Source organism: Rhizobium sp. ZW T2_16 (assembly GCF_044987325.1).
GTDB classification, from domain to species: Bacteria; Pseudomonadota; Alphaproteobacteria; order Rhizobiales; family Rhizobiaceae; genus Neorhizobium; species Neorhizobium cellulosilyticum.
The window spans coordinates 267043-284651 of record NZ_JBJDRG010000004.1 but is presented as its reverse complement, the minus strand read 5'-3'; the positions used below and the strand labels follow the sequence as shown (position 1 = coordinate 284651).

Below are 17609 nucleotides of genomic sequence, written 5' to 3'. Positions count from 1 at the left end.
TATTACTGGGCGGCAACGAGCTGCGGCGCTGAAGACCGCGTCCAGCCCAGGGCCGGCGCGACTTCCGCAGCGATCAGTTCGATCGAGCGCAGGATTTCTGCATGAGGCGGGTCGATGGAATGGACCTGGAAAACGATGTCCGTCGCGCGTGCAAGGGCCGTGTCCTTCTTCAGCGATGCGATAACATCGTCCGGCGTGCCGACGTGGCTGTCGAGCGCCTTGATCAGGTCTTCGAGCCTGTCTCCTGCAATCCGGTGGCCGGCGGCTGCGAAACGATCGGCGACACGTCGGAGGCCGGTTTCGGCAAAGGCGAGCGCTCGTTTGCGATCGTCGGCGACGAACAGGCTGCGCGAGCCGAGAATGCGCGGTGCGCGGCCCTGAGGCAGGCCGGCAAGATAGGCGTCGATGATCGGGTTCTGGATGTCGTCCAGCGTCGCATCGGGATTGTCGGCCGGGCGGGGCTGGGTTCTCGACAGCATCAGGCCATCGCCGCTAAGTCCCGCGAGGCGTGCGCCATTGGCGGAGAAGGTGGCGAGCCAGACCCGATCGAGCAGATGCGGGGCATCGGGATAAAGGCGGTTGCCGCCATGCAGAACCTTTCCGGCCCAGGCATCGCGAACCACGGTGAGGTTTTCGGCATAGACTTCTCCGCGACGATCAGCGTCGATGCCGAAAGCCTCGAAGGATTCCTTCGTGCCACCGGTGCCGAAGCCCACTTCCAGCCGCCGGCCTGAAAGCAGATCTAGCACGGCAGTATCTTCGGCCACGCGCAGCGCATTTTCCATCGGTAGCGTGATCACGCCGGTACCGAGGCGGATGGTCGATGTGCGGGCAGCGACATGCGAGAGGAAGACCGCGGGGGAGGGAAGCCCGCCTTCTTCCGCGTGAAAATGGTGCTGCGCGATCCAGGCGCTGTCAAAACCGTTTTCTTCGGCATGGATGATCTGTTCCGCCGCCAGCCGATAACGTTCGCCGGCCGGAACATCGTCGAGTAGACGGGTGAAAAAGCCGAGACGTTTGGGGGCAATCTTGCTGGTCATGATAAAAGTCCTGTTTTTATAGGCTGGCGCGATATCTCGGCGCGTGGAAATTTCTGTCCGGGAATGGCTTCGATGAGTTCGCGCGTGTAGGCGGTCGAGGTTGAGGAGAAGACCTCGTCAACGGTGCCGTAATCGACCTGCCTGCCATTGTGCAGGACGGAAACCGTGTCGGCGATCTGCCGCACGACCGCGAGGTCATGGGAGACGAAGACATAGGTAAGGCCGAGATCCCGCTGCAATTCTGCAAGCAGTTCGAGGATCTGCGCCTGCACGGTCACGTCGAGTGCAGAGACGGCTTCGTCAAGCACCACGACCTCAGGCTCCAGAACCAGCGCGCGGGCGATTGCCACACGCTGGCGCTGGCCGCCGGAAAGGGCGTGCGGCAGACGGGAGAGAACCGTGGCGGGCAGGCCGACGCGCTCGATGATGGCGCGGACGCGCGCTTCTCGCTCGGCCCGTGGTAACGGGTCGAAATTGAGCAGCGGTTCCTCGACGATCGCCTGCACCGTCTGGCGCGGATCGAGTGATGCCCAGGGGTTCTGGTAGACGAGCTGCACCTTGCGCCGAAACTGCCGCAAGGCCTCGGAACGCAGGCTTGCGACATCGAGATCGCCGATGCGGATCTCGCCGGATGTCGGTTTCTGGAAACCGGCGATCGAACGGATCGTCGTGGTTTTTCCCGAGCCGCTTTCGCCTACCACCGCATGGGTCGTGCCACGCGCGACACTGAAGGAAATGTTATCGACGGCGCGAAAATTCTTAGCCGTCGGCAGCGAAAAATCCTGAACCAGATTGGTGACAGTCAGCGCGGCTGGCCGGCTCGGCTCGACCGGCGGGCGCGGCTTGGCAACAGAAAGCGATGGAGCATCGGAAAGCAGCTTGCGGGTATAGGCGCTTTGCGGCGAGGCCAGCACGTCTGCGGTCTTGCCCTGTTCCTGAATACGCCCGCCCTGCAGTACTATGAGCCGGTCCGACCGGTCCGCGGCAACGCCGAGATCGTGGGTGACAAGCAGGACCGAGGTACCGTGTTCGCGGCGCAGATCGTCGATCAGGTCGAGGATACGGCGCTGTACGGTGACGTCGAGTGCGGATGTGGGTTCGTCGGCTATGATCAGCGCCGGACGCAGAGCGATGGCAATGGCGATCAGCACCCGCTGCTTCATGCCACCGGAAAGCTCGTGGGGATATTGGTGTATCCGCAGTTCCGGCTGGGAGATTCCGACATTGGTGAGAAGCTCGATAACCTTGCGATCGGCTGTGCGGCGATCGAGCCGTCCGTGAATTTGGAGGATCTCGCGCACCTGCGCGCCGATAGTGAGGACAGGATTGAGGGAACTGCCCGGATCCTGCGGAACGAGGCTGACGACGGCGCCGCGGATCGATCGCAGGCGCCTTGCGCTCCAGCGGCTGATATCCTCGCCATTGAGGAGAATGGAACCGCTTTCGACCCGACCGTTCTCTGCAAGCAGGCCGATGACGGCCTGTGCGGTCGAAGTCTTGCCGGATCCGCTTTCGCCGACCAGAGCCACGACTTCGCCCGGCTCAACGGTGAAGGAAACGCCATGCACGACCGTCGGGCGCTCCTCGCCCTGGCTGTAGGAAATGTGCAGGTCACGGACGTCGAGTACGGAATTTGGGGAGGTGCTCATCGTGTGCTCCTTCCGATGGACTGGCTGATGCGGTTGGCCGACAGAACGACGGCAACGACGATCAGGCCGGGGGCGGCGGTCAGCCACCAGGCGGTTGCGAGGTAGTTGCGGCCTTCGGCAATCAGCAGGCCCCATTCCGGCGTCGGCGGCGGTGCGCCATAGCCAAGGAAGCCGAGGGTGGAGATCTGCAGGATCGCCCAGCCGAACTGCACGGCGGTATAGGCTACGACCGAGGTCAGCGAATTGGGCAGGATATGCCGCCACAAAACCTTGCCGAACGTGCCGCCGCTTCCGAAGGCCGCCTCGACGAATTCGGCATTGCGCACGCGTACGACTTCCGACCGCATGAGGCGGGCGAAACCGGCAATTGCCGTTGCGCCGACGGCGATTGCTGCATTGAGCGTGCCGAAGCCGAGCAGGATGATGATGCTGAGCGAAAGCAAGAGGGTCGGGATAGACAGGAGCACATCGACCAGCCGCATCAGGACTTCATCGACACGTCCGCGGACCGAACCTGCGATCAGGCCGAGCCCGCTGCCGACGACAAGCCCGACGCCGACGGCAGCAATGGCTCCCGAAAGCGAATGAACCGCGCCGTAGACGATGCGGGCGAAGAGATCGCGGCCAAGCGAATCCGTGCCCAGAATATGCAGGGCTGAGGGCGCCTTGAGCTGGCCGCCGGGCGTGCCCTGCAGCGGATCATAGCTGGTAAATACCCAAGGCACGGTTGCCCACAGAAGCACAAGGGCAAGCACCAGCCAGGCAAGCGCGAGACCATAAGGGAAGTTGCGCAGGACGCTCAGCACGTCGCGACGATTGCCGGGGCGGCTCGCGGTCTCGGCAGCCACCGTTGGAGTGAGGTGAACGAAAGTGTCGAGGCTGGTCATGCTGCAGCTCCCTGTCCGGTCCGGAGGCGTGGGTCGAGCAACGGATAGGCAAGGTCGACCGCGAGATTGATGGTGACAAAAGCGGCAGCGGAGATGACGACGACTGCCTGAAGCACCGAGAGATCCTGATTGCCGACCGCCTTTTCTGTAAGGCCGCCGATACCGTTGAGGCCGAAAACGGTTTCGGTGACGACCGCGCCGGCGATCAGTTCGCCGAAGAGCACGCCGGCGATCGTCAGCGTCGGGAGGATGGCATTGCGGGCGACATGCCGCCAGAGCAGCCGCGTCTCGCTGGCGCCCTTGGCGCGGGCGACGGACACGAAGGGACGAGTGCGGATTTCATCGATATTGCGGATAAGGATCTGCGCCAGCGGCGCGGCGATCGGAACGGCAAGCGTTGCGACCGGCAGAACAAGGCTTTCCCACGGGCCGGGATTGATGACCGACACCAGCCGGAAGCGAAAGGAGAATATCTGGATCAGCATGATCGCCAGCCAGAAGACCGGGACCGAGATGAACAGCGACGGCAGTGACTGGATGGCGTTTCTCAGCCACGCGAAAGGCGCCATCGAGGAGAGAAAGGCGATGAAGACGGCAAGCAGGGTCGCCGCAAGAAAGCCGAGGCCGGCAAGCTTCAATGTCGGTGGCAGGTTGGTGGCAAGCTGGGCTGAGACCGGAACGCCCGCCTGCAGCGAATAACCAAAATCGCCTTGCAGGAAATTGACGAGTGTGTGTCCGTATTGCACGACCACGCTGGAATCCACCGCATAGGCGGCGCGGATTTCCGCGACCTGATCGGCGCTCAGGCCGAATTCCGGATTGAGGAACTTGATCAGCACCGCATCGCCGGGCATGGCCTGCAGCAGGATGAAGGACAGCGTGAAGGCCGCCCAGAGAACGAGCAGCGCCTGGCTGATCCGTCCTATGACATATCGCGTCATTTCATATCTCCAGCAAAGGGTGGATGGCAGCCCTTAAGGCTGCCATCCGTGCGGCTTGGGAGGCCTGTTGGTTATCGGCGCTTACTTGTCGAGCCAGGTGCTATAGAAGGCCGGGCGACCGACCGCTTCGAAGGCGACGCCCTTGACGTAGGGTGCTCCAGCGAAGGCCTGCGGCTCCTCGAAAATCGGAACGGCATAGGCCTGATCGAGAACATAGGCCTGCGCATCCGCCACCGCCTTCAGGCGCTTTTCGCGATCCGGCTGCGAGGCGATTTCGTTCAGGATGGCGTTCAGCTTGTCGTCGGAGAAGGTCTTTACCTTGTCGCTGACGCCGCCCTTCTGCACCAGCACGTTGCGGTTGGTCGGATAATACTGGCTCTTGATCACGTCCGGATCTGCACGGCCGACCATGGCGACGGCGACCGGCGTTTTCAGCGGATCGAGTTCATCGACCACTTTGCTGCCGGCGTCACCGGCCAACACGTTCAGCTTGACGCCGAGTTTCGACCATTGCTGTGCAATCAGCTGCAGAACCGCACGGCTCTGCGGCTGTGGCAGCGATTCATAGGAAGTCAGGACGAGCTTCTGGCCATCCTTGGCGCGGATGCCGTCTGCACCGAGCTTGTAGCCGGCTTCGTCGAGCAGCGCTTCCGCCTTTTCCGGATCATAGCCGAGCTTGTCTTCCTGCGGTACGTAACCGATTGCGGTCGATGCGATGATCGAGGTCGCCTTCGGGTAGTTCTTCGAGAAGATCGTCGAGAGAATCTCGTCGCGGTTGACCGCGAGCGACAGCGCCTTGCGCACCTTGAGGTCTGCGACCAGTGGATTATCCGGGCGGAATACGATCGAGTTGTTCACGCCGCGCGTGCCGGGCGCATAGATGGTAAAACTCTGCGCCTCGACCTGGCCTTCGTCATAGGCCTGGATCTGACGAATGAAATCGGCCTGACCGGCGAGAAGAGCGCCGATACGCACGCTGTCTTCGGCGGTGATGATGTAGTTGATCTCGTCGAGATAGGCGCGGCCCTGATGTTCGAGCTTCGCCGGTCCCCAGTTATAGTCCTCGCGAACCTTCAGATCGAGCGACTTGCCCAGCGTCTCGGCATTGACCACGAAGGGGCCGGAGCCGATGATCTTCGTTGCATCGCCAAGCTGCTCGAAGGGCAGCGCCAGGGTCGAGAGCGAGACGATGCCGGAGCCGATCACCGACGTGCCCTGCAGGAAGCCGGGGGAGGGCTTCTTGAAGGTGAACTTTACCGTCAGCGGATCGATGACTTCGCTACGCTCGTAATTGTTGACCACTTCGGAAACCGGCTGTTTCAACTCCTTGTTGCCGAGGCCGTAGGTGTCGAAGTTCTTCGCGACGGCTGCGGCATCAACCGGTGTGCCATCGGAGAAGGTGACGCCGGGACGGAGCTTGAACGTGTATTCGGTGGCGTTGTCGTTGACCGTCCAGGATTCCGCCAGCCAGGGCTCGATCTCCAGCGTCTTCGGGTTCTGGTAGGTCAGTTTGTCGGTGATCTGGTTGAGAATACCACCGTTGGGGTAAAAGCCGCCCGCCGGCGGGTAGAGATTGGTGTGGGCTTGCTGCTCAAGATAGACGAGCGTGCCGCCCTTGACCGGCGCGTCTGCCGCGAGGCTGGCCGTTGCAAGTGTCGTGGCAGCCAGCAATCCGAGGCTGAGAGAAAGAAGTTTCCGATAGCGCGTCATAGGTCCGGTCTCGCGGTTGATCGATGACCATGAGCCTATCCAGTTGCTTCAGATTTCTATGGATTTGCTATTCTATTTTGAAGGCAAGCGCGGAAGTTTCTTTGCTGTCTGGAGGCTGTTAGAACAATCGCATTCCGGTCTTGCTGCCGCTGCGTTACATCCACTCAGGCGGACGCCGGACGAAAATCCGCGGTGACGACGTGGCGATTGCCGGGATAGGTCATGCGCACCCAGGTCACCGCTCCCGATGTATTCCAGGTGCGGCGCTCGATGACGAGGCAGGCATTTTTCGGGGTGAGATTGAGGAGCTTGTGTTCCTTGCGGTCGGCAGGCACGGCCTGGATGCGGTGCTGGGCGGTGATCCAGGGAATTTGCGAAGAGAGCCAGGGGCCGGGTGCGACCGAGATGAAATCGGTTTCGAGCGCGGCCGGTACGGTGACAAGATTGATTGCGCGCTCTTCGAGGCAGAACGGCTGGCCTGCGGCAAGATGCAGGCAGGTGACGAAGAGGACGTCGCCGGGCGTGCCGGTAGCAAACCATGCTAGCTCTTCCCCGATCGCCTTGCGGCGGGTGATCGACAACCGCTGATAGGAATATTCAAGGTTGAGGGAGCGCACCTCGTCGGCAATATCGTGGATCTCCAGCACGGCTGATTGTGCCTTGGGCTGGGATACGAAACTTCCGCCCTTCTTTCGGCGCTCGATCAGGCCAGCCTGTGCCAGTTGGCCCATCACCTTGTTCACAGTCATCCGCGAGACGTCGTAATGCGCGGCAAGATCGACCTCGAAAGGGATCCGGTGGCCGGGCGGCCATGTGCCGGAAACGATCTTTCCCTCGATATCCGCCAGAATCTTGCGGTGAAGGGTCAGGGTTTTGGAAATGCGGGCGGTCTCCGGTTGGGCAGTGTCGATGCAGGTCTACACTTCACGCCGAGCCCGTCAATCGCCGCTTATCTGCGCTCTCAACAGTTTCGGTTCGGGCGGCTTTGGATCTAGCGCCTTCTCCGGAGGTATAGGCGTTGGGAGACCATTTCGACACACCACTGTTTCACCATTCGGTCAACGCGCTCTCGTTGACAACCGAAGATGAGCAAGTGATCCCGGTGGCTTATAAGGTCATCGGAGCCATTGAGGTAATGGGCGATAAAATCTCACCCGAGCACATTTCCGTTGCCGGCGGGTTAAGGTCAGTCTATCTGCGCCGCTTCGCTTTTAGATAAGCGCTCGGATGCGGATTTTTTCTGAATAAATTTCTTGGCCTGTTGCCCTATAAGTTGGGCAACGAAGTTTTGCTCACTGCGCCGTATTATTCTGCCGCTCGGGATGTCTCAGGTTACTAAACAACATCAGCGCCAGTGCAGTATTTTTTGCAATTGCGGCTTCTCAGTCATCTCTTGCCACATTGCTGAGCGGCGATGCGCCGCCATCCGCAAAGCCGCGATAGCGCAGATGGCTTCGGTTCAAGTGCGCCCGCATGGCCTCACGCGCCTTTTCCGGGCTTCCGGTGCTGATCGCCTCGCAAATTGCACGGTGTTCGACAACGGTGTTCTGCACATAGTCAGACGTTATGAGCGCAGGGTTCAGCTCTTTGGAAAAAGCGGGCTGCGGCAGGATCTGCAGGCTCATGAGGCTGAAGAATTCGATGAAGGCGCCGTTGTTGGTCGCTTCCGCAATGGAGCGGTGGAAGATGAAATCGAGATGATCGAGTGCAGCCTCGTCATCCAATGAAGCCTCGAACTGACGCGCGGCATTCCATATGTTCGATTCCTGCGCCCAAGAGCGCCGGACGGCGGCGAGGCCTGCCGCATGCACCTCGAATGCCATCCTGAGTTCGAGAAGATCCATGAAGGATGTCTTGAGCCGAGATAAAGGGGCGAGGGCAACGTCAGCATCGAATGTGCCCGGGTCTTCGGCGCCGGCACGTGGGATATCGCGGACAAACACGCCGACGCCATGCCGTGCTTCGACGACACCTTCAGAACGCAGCGCCGAGACCGCCTCTCGGATAACGGTTCTGCTCACTCCGAATTGCTGTGACAGCTCGTTGAGTGAGCCGAGCTTTATGCCGGCCGAAAGCTGGTTGTCGCTGATATGCGTTTTCAGTGCCTGTATGGTTCGGCCCGTCAAAGTGTCCAAAAATCACCCGTCTTGTGAAGCGCTGGCGGTCTGCGCATGTCTTGATAAGCAGCAAGGTAGCACGACCTATCGTAGTGATGCTATCTCTTTAATGCATCTTTTGTTTGATAGAGTGCGCACACTGGATTTTTCCGTGTGTTTCGATCCCTGCGATAGCAGTAAAAAGAATCCGATAAATGCTTTAAATGATGCAATCTTCATGTCGTATTATCACGTCTAAATACATATAAATCAGATAGTTAGATTTGATAAATCGCCTGAATTCACCAAGTGATAGCATCACTAATTTTCTTATTGACAAGAGATAGTATTTCAATAATCTCAAACCATAAGAAGTGAGCAGGCGATCAGCCAAGGCCATCAAGCCTATGACGACCTGCTCCGGGAACATGGTTGCGCTTCTGGCGCATCTTTAAAAATCGGATGGAAAGTCGCTATGGGTGTCGTCTCCGCACGCCTCTCAGAGCTCGGTATCGTATTGCCTACGATTGCGCCAGCCTCTGGGAATTACATATCGCATCGCATCGTTGGGAGCCTTCTCTTCGTATCAGGTCAGATACCAAGGATCGATGGCGTCGAGCATTATGTCGGTGTCGTCGGCAAAGACCTCTTGCCCGAAGATGGCTACAAGGCTGCCCGGCTTTGCGCACTGAATATCGTGGCACGCGTCAATGCGGCGCTGGAGGGAAATCTGGATCGGGTCGTTGCGTGCGTCCAGCTGCGCGGCTTCGTCAATGCACCGGCGGACTTCAAAGGACATCCCGCGGTCATCGATGGTGCGTCCGATCTTCTCGTCGAGATCTTTGGCGACAAGGGTCGCCATGTACGCACGGCGCTCGGTGCCGGTTCGCTGCCGCGCGGATCATCCGTCGAAGTCGATGCGATCTTCGAAATCGCACCTGAAGCCTGACAAAAAGGGGAACTGGCCATGAACGAGACCAGCATTTCGGAAAAAGCCATCTCCATGAGCGGCGTCAACAAGTGGTACGGCCACCTGCAGGTGCTGAAGGGGATCAACCTTGAAGTCGGGCGCGGCGAGCATATCGTGCTTTGCGGCCCATCCGGATCCGGTAAGTCGACGCTGATCCGCTGCATCAACCATCTGGAGGAAATCCAGGAAGGCAGCATCGCCGTCAACGGCACGACGCTCAGCCAGAAGGGCTCCAATGCCGACCACATCCGCCGCGATGTCGGCATGGTGTTCCAGCAGTTCAATCTCTTCCCGCATTTGACGGTATTGCAGAACTGCATGCTGGCGCAGCGCCGCGTGCGCAAGGCTTCCGCAGCAGAGGCAAAGGACAAGGCGATGCGCCATCTGGAACGGGTGCATATTGCCGAGCAGGCACAGAAATATCCCGCTCAGCTCTCCGGTGGCCAGCAGCAGCGCGTCGCAATCGCTCGGGCGCTTTGCATGGATCCACAGATCATGCTGTTCGATGAGCCGACATCGGCGCTCGATCCGGAAATGGTCAAGGAAGTGCTCGACACGATGATCTCGCTTGCAGACGATGGCATCACGATGATCTGCGTGACGCATGAAATGGGCTTTGCCCGCGCCGTGGCGCACCGCGTCATCTTCATGGATCGCGGAGAGATCATTGAAAGCGCCAAGCCGGATGTGTTCTTCAGCAATCCGAGCCATGAGCGTACCAAGACCTTCCTCAGCCAGATCCTCAATCACTGAGGGGCGGGTGATGAATTACACATTCGACTTCGCCCCCGTGTTTGCAGCCTGGCCGTCGCTGGTCGATGGCGTGATCGGTACTCTGAAGATGTCGTCGCTATCGATGATCTTCGGCCTGTCGCTCGGCATCGTCTTCATGATGATGCGGATGAGCAAGAAGCCGGCGCTGAAAGCAATCGCCGTCGGCTACATCGAGATGATCCGCAACACGCCGATCCTCGTGCAGGTGTTCTTCGTCTTCTTCGGCATGCCGGCGATCGGCATTCGCCTGAGCGGCGAACAGGCCGCAATCCTTGCAATGACGCTCAACTGTGCGGCCTATGCGGCCGAGATCGTCCGCGGCGGCGTCCAGTCCATTCGCCCCGGCCAGATCGAGGCGGGTAGGGCGCTCGGCATGCATGCGGTCGACATCTACCGCTTCATCGTGTTTCGCCCGGCGATCCGCGCTGTCTATCCGGCTCTGTGCAGCCAGTTCATCCTCATGATGTTGAACTCCAGCCTGATGTCATCGGTTTCCGCCGAAGAACTGACCTATTTCGCCCAGACGCTCGATGCCCAGACATTCCGCAGCTTCGAGATCTATCTGACGCTCGGCGTCATATACCTGGCGCTGTCGCAGTTCTTCTCCATCGCTCTCGGCGTGATCGGCCGGGTCTATTTCTCCTATCCGGCAAAGTGAGGCAGCGAGATGATCCGTCAATTCGGTTGGGGTGAGTTCCTCTTTCTGCTCGAAGGCGCACGCTGGACGGTTGTCCTGTCGCTGCTTGCCTTCACCCTCGGCGGCGCGCTCGGGCTTGCCGTGGCACTCGGGCGAACCAGCAAATGGGGCTGGCTGCGCATCCTGATGGCGACCTATATCCAGATCTTTCAGGGCACGCCGCTGCTGATCCAGCTCTTCTTCGTCTATTTCGGCCTGCCGCTTCTGGGGCTCAAAGTGGATATCTGGGTGGCGCTGACGATCGGCCTGTCCTTGCACACGAGCGCCTTTCTCGGCGAAATCTGGCGCGGCAGCATCCAGGCGGTGCCGGATGGTCAAAGCGAAGCGGCGCGAGCGCTCGGCATCGGCTACATGCACCGGATGATCGATGTGGTCCTGCCGCAAGCCTTCCGCATCGGCCTGCCGGCGACCATCAGCTTCCTCGTAAACCTGATCAAGGGCACGGCGCTCGCCGCCCTGCTTGGCCTCACCGAGCTTACCCGATCGGGGCAGCTGATGGCCAACATCACCTTTCAGCCGCTGCAGGTCTATGGGGCGGTCGCACTGATCTACTTCATCATCTGCGTACCCCTGACCTATTGCAGCGCAAAGATCGAAAGGCGCCTCAACGCCGCTCGGTAAAACAAGAACGCATGAAAAGAAACCAACCAGAGGTGACCACATGTTCAATACAGCATTGACCCTTGCGCGTTCGAAAGTCATGGGCGGGTTCGCCGCCGTGCTTCTGGCTGCGACCTCCTTTGCCACAACGGCTTTCGCCGTGACGCCGGAAGAGATCAAGGCCAAGGGTACTGCCACGATCGGTGTGCAGATGGATCAGTTTCCATGGGGCTTCATCGATCCCAAGGGCCAGAACGACGGGTTTGACATCGAGATCGCCAAGCTGATCGGCAAAGAACTCGGCGTCGAGGTGAAGTTCGAGCGCATCACCGGCCAGAACCGCATTCCGCTGCTGGTCAACGGCAATGTCGATTTCCTCGTGCCGTCCATGACGATCACCGAGGAACGCGCCAAGGTGATCCAGTATGTCATTCCCTACTCGTCGAACGACATCACCGTCTGGGGTAAGAAGGACGCGGCCATAAAGGCCAATGAGGATCTCGGCAAATACGTGATCGGCGTCAATCGCGGCAGCGCCTTCGATCCGCTTCTCGTCAAGGTCGCCCCGCCGAATACGCAGATCAAGCGTTTCGATGATGACGCGACGACGGTTCAGTCGCTGCTGTCCGGCCAGGTCGACGCTATCGTCGGCAGCATTACCTACGGCCTCGTCATCAAGCAGGCTGGTTATGATGCGCAGTTCGAGCGCAAGTACAAGGTTGCCGACAACTTTCAGGGCATGGCAGTTCGCAAGGGCGACCAGGAAATGCTCGCCTTCCTCACCGATTTCGTGACCCGTCACACCGCTGACGGCACGCTCGACGCGCTCTACAAGAAGTGGATCGGCGTCGATCGCGCAAAACTCCCGACCACGCTGCCGGGCGTCGACTTTACAGGCAAGCAGTAACATCTCGATCCAGCGCGACCGCTGAAGGCCGCCGCGCCGGACAGAAAACATCAACAACTGAAGAGCTCTTGGCCCCCGCCTGTTCGCGCGGGCGGGGACAGGTCGCTGCACGCCGAAAAACGGGTTTTCGGGCAGCACGCAACAACAGCTCGCTTATGGAGCATGAGACAGACAATGGCGAAAGATGGCAAGCAGATCAGGGTCGGTGTCGATATCGGTGGCACCTTCACCGACGTTGCGATGGAGGTAGGCATCACGCTCCATTCGATCAAAGTGCTGACCGACTATTCCTATCCCGAAAATGCGATCGTCAAGGGCATTCGGCAGGTCGCCGAAGTCGCCGGTGTCGAGCTTTCCGAAATCGATACGATCATTCACGGCACGACGCTCGCCACCAATGCGCTGATCGAGCGGCGCGGCGCCCGCACCGCCTTCGTCACCACCAAGGGCTTTCGCGACGTCATCGAAATGCGCACCGAAAGCCGTTTCGAACAGTATGATCTTGATATCGTTCTGCCGGCGCCGCTCGTGCCGCGCAACGAACGGTTTGTCGTCGATGAACGTATCGGCGCCGATGGTCTCGTGCTGAAGCCGCTTGATCTCGATGAGGTCGATGCCCTGTGCGATCACATCATCGCCGCCGGCTATGAGAGCGTCGCCATCGGCTTCATTCACTCCTATCTGAACGGCACGCACGAGAAGATCGTGAGAGACCGGCTTCTCGCCAAGAAGGCAGACATTTCGGTTTCGATCTCCTCTGAAGTTTCGCCGCAGATGCGCGAGTTCCAGCGTTTCAACACCGTCTGCGCCAATGCTTTCGTCAAGCCGCTGATGGCGTCCTATCTGAATCGCCTCGTCGGTCGCCTGACCGAAGAGGGCACGCGTTGCCCGGTCTTCATGATCCACTCGGGCGGCGGCATCATCAGCGTTGAAAGCGCCATCGAATTTCCGGTACGCCTGCTTGAATCCGGCCCGGCCGGCGGCGCGATCTTCGCAGCCCATATCGCCAGCAGCTATGGTCTCGATCAGGTGCTCTCCTACGACATGGGTGGCACCACGGCAAAAATCTGCCTGATCGAAAAGCAGACGCCGAAAACCTCAAAGACCTTCGAAGTGGCACGTACCTGGCGCTTCAAGAAGGGCAGCGGCATGCCGATCTCTATTCCCGTCATCGAAATGGTGGAAATCGGCGCAGGCGGCGGCTCGATCGCAACGATCGACAGCATGCGCCAGATCCGCGTCGGCCCGCATAGTGCTGGCTCCGAACCGGGTCCGGCCTGCTACGGCCGCGGTGGCGCAAACCCGACCGTCACCGATGCCGACCTCATCCTTGGCCGTCTGGATGCCGACGAGTTTGCCGGCGGCGCGATGAAGCTCGACCGCCCGGCATCTGACAAGGCGATAGATACGGATCTTGCCTCCAAGCTCGATACCGATATCGCCACAGCCGCCTATGGCCTCAGCGAGGTGGTCGACGAAAACATGAGCAATGCGGCACGCATGCACGCCGTGGAAAACGGCAAGGAACTCTCCGAGTTCACCATGATCGCCTTCGGCGGTGCTGCCCCCATCCACGCCGCGCGCCTTTGCGAAAAGCTCGGCATGGCCGAACTTCTGATCCCGCCGGGCGCGGGTGTCGGCTCGGCTATCGGCTTCCTGCGAGCACCCTTCGGTTTCGAAAGCGTTCGCAGCGCTTATAGCCGCCTCAGCCGCTTCGATGCGGCCGCGATCAACCATACGGTGTCTGAGCTGATCGCGGAAGCGACATCCTTCGTGCGCTCCGGCGCGCCAGATGCCGATCCGGATCTCGAATGCATCGCCTACATGCGCTACGTCGGTCAGGGCTGGGAAGTGCCGGTGACGATCGAAGTTCGTGACTATGCGGATGCCGATGGCGACCTGTTCCGCAAACTGTTCGACGAGCAATACGAACACTTCTTCGGTCGCGTCATCGACGGGCTCGATGTCGAGATCGTCAGCTGGTCGCTGCGGGCCACATCCAAGGTCGCGCCGCCGGAGCGGATCGGAAAGACGGCAAAGGCCGGCGCGGCAAAGGTTCGTGGTACACGCGACATCTTCGATGTGCAGGAAGGCAGCTTCCAGAATGCTTCGATCGTCGACCGCACAGACATGAAACCGGGCGATTTCGTCTCGGGGCCTGCCGTGATCACCGAACGCGAAACCTCGACCATCATCACCGCCAGCCGCGAAGTCATCATGCAGGCCGATGGCTGCCTGCTCGTACGCGTCAAGCAGAGCGCTTGAACGGAGGATACTATCCATGAAAACCAATGCACTTTCCGACGTTCACATGCAGATCATGTGGAACCGGCTGATCTCCGTCGTTGAAGAGCAGGCCGTCACCCTCATCCGCACGGCATTCTCCACCAGCGTGCGTGAATCGGGCGACTTGTCCGCCGGCGTCTTCAACCGCGGCGGCCTGATGATCGCCCAGGCGGTCACCGGCACGCCCGGCCATGTCAACGCGATGGCGGAAGCCGTCGGTCACTTCATCCGCGATATCGGGCCTGAAAACATTTTCGAAGGCGATGTCTTTATCACCAACGATCCATGGAAGGGCACCGGCCACCTGCACGACTTCACCGTCGTTTCGCCGAGCTTCCGCAACGGCGCGCTTGTCGGTTATTTCGCCTGCACGGCACACGTGGTCGATGTCGGTGGTCGCGGTTTCGGGCCGGATGCGAACGAGGTCTATGAAGAGGGTATCTTCGTTCCGATCATGAAATTTGCCGAGCGCGGCAAGGTCAACAAGGATCTCGTCAACATCCTGCACAACAATGTGCGTGAGAGCCATCAGGTGGTCGGTGACGTCTATTCGCTGGCCGCCTGCAACGAGATCGGCCATCGCCGGCTGATGGACATGATGGAAGAGTTCGAGCTCGACGATCTGGAGACGCTCGGCGAATTCATTTTCAAGCGCAGTTATGACGCCACGATCGAGCGAATTGCTGCCTTACCGAAGGGCTCCTATTCCAACACGATGCGGGTCGATGGTTACGGTTCACCGATCGATATCGCGGTACGTCTAGATGTCGAAGGCGATCATATTCTCGCTGATTTTGACGGGACCTCGCCGCCGAGCCCGAAGGGCATCAATTGCCCGATCATCTATTCGGCAGCTTATGCATGCTACGGCATGAAGGTCGCGATCGCACCCGATATTCCAAATAACCACTATTCGCTCCTGCCGTTCCGCGTCGTGGCACCGAAGAATTGCATCCTGAATGCCCAGCATCCGGCGCCTGTCTCGGTGCGCCACGTACTTGGCCATCTGGTGCCCGATGCAGTGCTCGGCGCCGTGCACAAGATGTTGCCGGGCAAGGTGCCGGCGGAAGGTGCTGGCGCGCTGTGGAACCTGCATGTCAGCGTTCGCCCGCTTCAGGGCGACAAGGCTCCGGCTGATGGCGGCCAGCGTGCCGAGGTTCTGCTGTTCAACAGCGGTGGCTCCGGCGCACGCCCGACGCTCGACGGCATGAGCGCAACGGCATTCCCGAGCGGCGTGCATTCGATGTCGATCGAGGCGACAGAACATGTCGGTCCGGTCATCTTCTGGCGCAAGGAACTGCGCGACGGGTCCGGCGGTGCCGGTCAGTTCCGCGGCGGTCTCGGTCAGGTGGTGGAAATCTCGCCGACCGAGGGTCACGAGATGCACTTCAACGCCATGTTCGACCGTGTCGATCATCCCCCGCGCGGTCGCGAAGGTGGTGAAAACGGTGCCGCCGGTGCCGTGATGCTGGATGACGGAACCCGTCTCGCTTCCAAGGGTCGCCAGCATGTTCCGGCCGGTCGCAGGCTAATCCTGCAGCTTCCGGGCGGCGGCGGTTACGGGTCGGCTGACAAACGGGATGTCGCTGCGGCAGAACGCGATATCGCCTTTGACTACGTCGCTTCGAAATAACTCTCCCAAGAGTGTCGGGCGAGGCAGAGGCCCCGCCCGGTTTCGATCAAGTCAAATCCTCCAGGGAAGCCGAAAATGAGTTTCGAGAACCGCCGTGCCGCGGGCATCAAGTCGTCTCGGAGCATGGCGATTGCCATGGCGGCAAAGAAGCTGGCATCAGAAGGTCACGACATTATCGACCTGTCGCTCGGCGAGCCGGATTTCGAACCGCCGCCGCATGTTGCGGAAGCGGCCGTCGAAGCGATCCGCAAGGGCGGTATCCGCTATGGCGCGCCCGCGGGAATGGAAAGCCTGCGTCAGGCGATCGTGAAGAAGTTCAAGACGGAAAACGGACTGGATTATTCCACCGACGAGGTGATGGTTGCCAATGGCGCCAAGCAGATCCTGTTCGACGTGTTTCTCGCAACGCTGGAAGCGGGCGATGAAGTCATCATTCCCACACCTTGCTGGGTATCCTACGGAGACATCGTCTCGCTGCATGGGGGCACACCGGTCTATCTGACCTGCGGTGCGGATGCCGGTTTCAAGTTATCGGCCGAGCAGCTCGAAGCAGCGATCACGCCGAAGACCAGATGGCTGATGCTGAATTCTCCGTCCAATCCGACAGGAGCGATCTATTCCGGCGAAGAATATCGCAAGCTTGCAGATGTGCTGGCGCGCCATCCGCGTGTGCTCATCGTCTCCGACGAGATCTACGAGCATGTGCTGTTGAACGACACGCCCTTTGTCTCCTTCGGCGAGGCCTGCCCGCAGTTGCGGGACCGGACGCTGATCGTCAACGGCGTCTCCAAGGCTTACGCCATGACGGGTTGGCGGCTGGGTTATGCCGCCGGTCCGAAAGCGCTGATTTCGACGCTCAACAAGATGCAGTCGCAAAGCGTCTCATGCGTGTCGCCGGTCGCTCAGGCGGCAGCAATCGCGGCCCTCACCGGAGATCAGACTTTTGTCAGCGAGGGTGCCCGAACATTTGCCGGGCGCGCGAAGATCGTGGCCGGCCGGCTGGCCGAGATCGAGGGTATCGATTTCATAGCGCCCGATGGAGCCTTTTACGCTTTCATCGGCGTGCAGCAACTGATTGGCCGCAAGACTGCCGATGGTGTCGTTCTCGGCGACGATACGGCGTTTGCGGCGTGTCTGTTGCAGACATTCGGCCTGTCGAGTGTGCCGGGGGCTGCGTTTGCGGCGCACGGATTTATTCGGCTATCGATCGCGGCATCCGAACCTGAACTCGAAAGTGCCTGCGAAAGGCTGGCCAATATGGTGCGCTCGCTCAAACCTTGAGACGCAAATCCCCCGGATGGCGCAGATTGTGAAATGGTGGGCATGCCGCCCTTGATTGGTGTGGCGTAGCGTTGGCGAAAGAGGAAAGCTGACGCCGGGACATGATGATGCCTCGGGATGAGGCGGAATGAAGCGGGA

At 60.1% G+C, this 17609-nt stretch carries 15 protein-coding genes; 8 read left to right on the top strand and 7 right to left on the bottom strand.

Translation table 11 applies throughout. The features are described from left to right. Positions 1-2 precede the first annotated feature (2 nt). From ACI3K0_RS14180 to ACI3K0_RS14150, 7 genes are all read right to left on the bottom strand, one after another. Complete coding sequence (locus tag ACI3K0_RS14180) at positions 3-1040, bottom strand: putative FMN-dependent luciferase-like monooxygenase (RefSeq protein WP_148144561.1); 1038 nt, start codon at positions 1038-1040, stop codon at positions 3-5. After that, positions 1037-2689: an ABC transporter ATP-binding protein gene (locus tag ACI3K0_RS14175; RefSeq protein WP_206827226.1), complete on the bottom strand. Its 1653-nt coding sequence runs from the start codon at positions 2687-2689 to the stop codon at positions 1037-1039. Before ACI3K0_RS14175 ends, ACI3K0_RS14180 begins: the two co-directional genes overlap by 4 nt. Next, entirely contained in the window at positions 2686-3576 is an 891-nt protein-coding gene (locus ACI3K0_RS14170; protein WP_148144563.1) for an ABC transporter permease, read from the bottom strand. Before ACI3K0_RS14170 ends, ACI3K0_RS14175 begins: the two co-directional genes overlap by 4 nt. Then, positions 3573-4517, bottom strand: a complete 945-nt coding sequence (locus ACI3K0_RS14165) for an ABC transporter permease (protein ID WP_206827227.1) — start codon at positions 4515-4517, stop codon at positions 3573-3575. Before ACI3K0_RS14165 ends, ACI3K0_RS14170 begins: the two co-directional genes overlap by 4 nt. An 81-nt stretch (positions 4518-4598) precedes the next feature. Further along, positions 4599-6227: a TIGR04028 family ABC transporter substrate-binding protein gene (locus ACI3K0_RS14160; protein ID WP_148144565.1), complete on the bottom strand. Its 1629-nt coding sequence runs from the start codon at positions 6225-6227 to the stop codon at positions 4599-4601. A 164-nt stretch (positions 6228-6391) separates the two neighbouring features. Continuing rightward, complete coding sequence (hutC, locus tag ACI3K0_RS14155; RefSeq protein ID WP_206827303.1) at positions 6392-7108, bottom strand: histidine utilization repressor; 717 nt, start codon at positions 7106-7108, stop codon at positions 6392-6394. 501 nt (positions 7109-7609) lie between these two features. Then, positions 7610-8362, bottom strand: coding sequence for a FadR/GntR family transcriptional regulator (locus ACI3K0_RS14150; RefSeq protein WP_404945482.1), 753 nt, complete (start codon positions 8360-8362; stop codon positions 7610-7612). 436 nt (positions 8363-8798) lie between these two features. Here ACI3K0_RS14150 and ACI3K0_RS14145 point away from each other — a divergent pair, with 436 nt between their 5' ends. From ACI3K0_RS14145 to ACI3K0_RS14110, 8 genes are all read left to right on the top strand, one after another. Continuing rightward, entirely contained in the window at positions 8799-9272 is a 474-nt protein-coding gene (locus ACI3K0_RS14145) for a RidA family protein (protein WP_148144568.1), read from the top strand. An 18-nt stretch (positions 9273-9290) separates the two neighbouring features. Next, positions 9291-10046: an amino acid ABC transporter ATP-binding protein gene (locus ACI3K0_RS14140; protein WP_148144569.1), complete on the top strand. Its 756-nt coding sequence runs from the start codon at positions 9291-9293 to the stop codon at positions 10044-10046. Between the two features lie 10 nt (positions 10047-10056). Then, entirely contained in the window at positions 10057-10725 is a 669-nt protein-coding gene (locus ACI3K0_RS14135; protein WP_148144570.1) for an amino acid ABC transporter permease, read from the top strand. 9 nt (positions 10726-10734) lie between these two features. Then, positions 10735-11385 (top strand): amino acid ABC transporter permease, encoded by a 651-nt coding sequence (locus ACI3K0_RS14130; RefSeq protein ID WP_148144571.1) that lies wholly within the window; start codon positions 10735-10737, stop codon positions 11383-11385. 40 nt (positions 11386-11425) lie between these two features. Further along, positions 11426-12271, top strand: coding sequence for a transporter substrate-binding domain-containing protein (locus ACI3K0_RS14125; protein WP_148144572.1), 846 nt, complete (start codon positions 11426-11428; stop codon positions 12269-12271). Positions 12272-12445: 174 nt separating this feature from the next. Further along, a complete protein-coding gene (locus ACI3K0_RS14120) occupies positions 12446-14536 on the top strand; it encodes a hydantoinase/oxoprolinase family protein (protein WP_206827228.1) in 2091 nt (696 codons plus the stop codon). 16 nt (positions 14537-14552) lie between these two features. Further along, the gene (locus ACI3K0_RS14115; protein ID WP_148144574.1) at positions 14553-16190 is read left to right on the top strand and encodes a hydantoinase B/oxoprolinase family protein; all 1638 of its coding nucleotides are present in this window, start codon (positions 14553-14555) and stop codon (positions 16188-16190) included. Between the two features lie 75 nt (positions 16191-16265). After that, entirely contained in the window at positions 16266-17471 is a 1206-nt protein-coding gene (locus ACI3K0_RS14110) for a pyridoxal phosphate-dependent aminotransferase (protein WP_404945481.1), read from the top strand. Positions 17472-17609: the final 138 nt, after the last annotated feature.

Bases quoted from the DNA above. Each gene is read 5' to 3' on its own strand.
- ACI3K0_RS14140 (WP_148144569.1), top strand. From the start codon at position 9,291: ATGAACGAGACCAGCATTTCGGAAAAAGCCATCTCCATGAGCGGCGTC.
- ACI3K0_RS14115 (WP_148144574.1), top strand. From the start codon at position 14,553: ATGAAAACCAATGCACTTTCCGACGTTCACATGCAGATCATGTGGAAC.
- ACI3K0_RS14170 (WP_148144563.1), bottom strand. From the start codon at position 3,576: ATGACCAGCCTCGACACTTTCGTTCACCTCACTCCAACGGTGGCTGCC.
- ACI3K0_RS14130 (WP_148144571.1), top strand. From the start codon at position 10,735: ATGATCCGTCAATTCGGTTGGGGTGAGTTCCTCTTTCTGCTCGAAGGC.
- ACI3K0_RS14180 (WP_148144561.1), bottom strand. From the start codon at position 1,040: ATGACCAGCAAGATTGCCCCCAAACGTCTCGGCTTTTTCACCCGTCTA.
- ACI3K0_RS14125 (WP_148144572.1), top strand. From the start codon at position 11,426: ATGTTCAATACAGCATTGACCCTTGCGCGTTCGAAAGTCATGGGCGGG.
- ACI3K0_RS14135 (WP_148144570.1), top strand. From the start codon at position 10,057: ATGAATTACACATTCGACTTCGCCCCCGTGTTTGCAGCCTGGCCGTCG.
- ACI3K0_RS14165 (WP_206827227.1), bottom strand. From the start codon at position 4,517: ATGACGCGATATGTCATAGGACGGATCAGCCAGGCGCTGCTCGTTCTC.
- ACI3K0_RS14160 (WP_148144565.1), bottom strand. From the start codon at position 6,227: ATGACGCGCTATCGGAAACTTCTTTCTCTCAGCCTCGGATTGCTGGCT.
- ACI3K0_RS14120 (WP_206827228.1), top strand. From the start codon at position 12,446: ATGGCGAAAGATGGCAAGCAGATCAGGGTCGGTGTCGATATCGGTGGC.
- ACI3K0_RS14175 (WP_206827226.1), bottom strand. From the start codon at position 2,689: ATGAGCACCTCCCCAAATTCCGTACTCGACGTCCGTGACCTGCACATT.
- ACI3K0_RS14110 (WP_404945481.1), top strand. From the start codon at position 16,266: ATGAGTTTCGAGAACCGCCGTGCCGCGGGCATCAAGTCGTCTCGGAGC.
- ACI3K0_RS14145 (WP_148144568.1), top strand. From the start codon at position 8,799: ATGGGTGTCGTCTCCGCACGCCTCTCAGAGCTCGGTATCGTATTGCCT.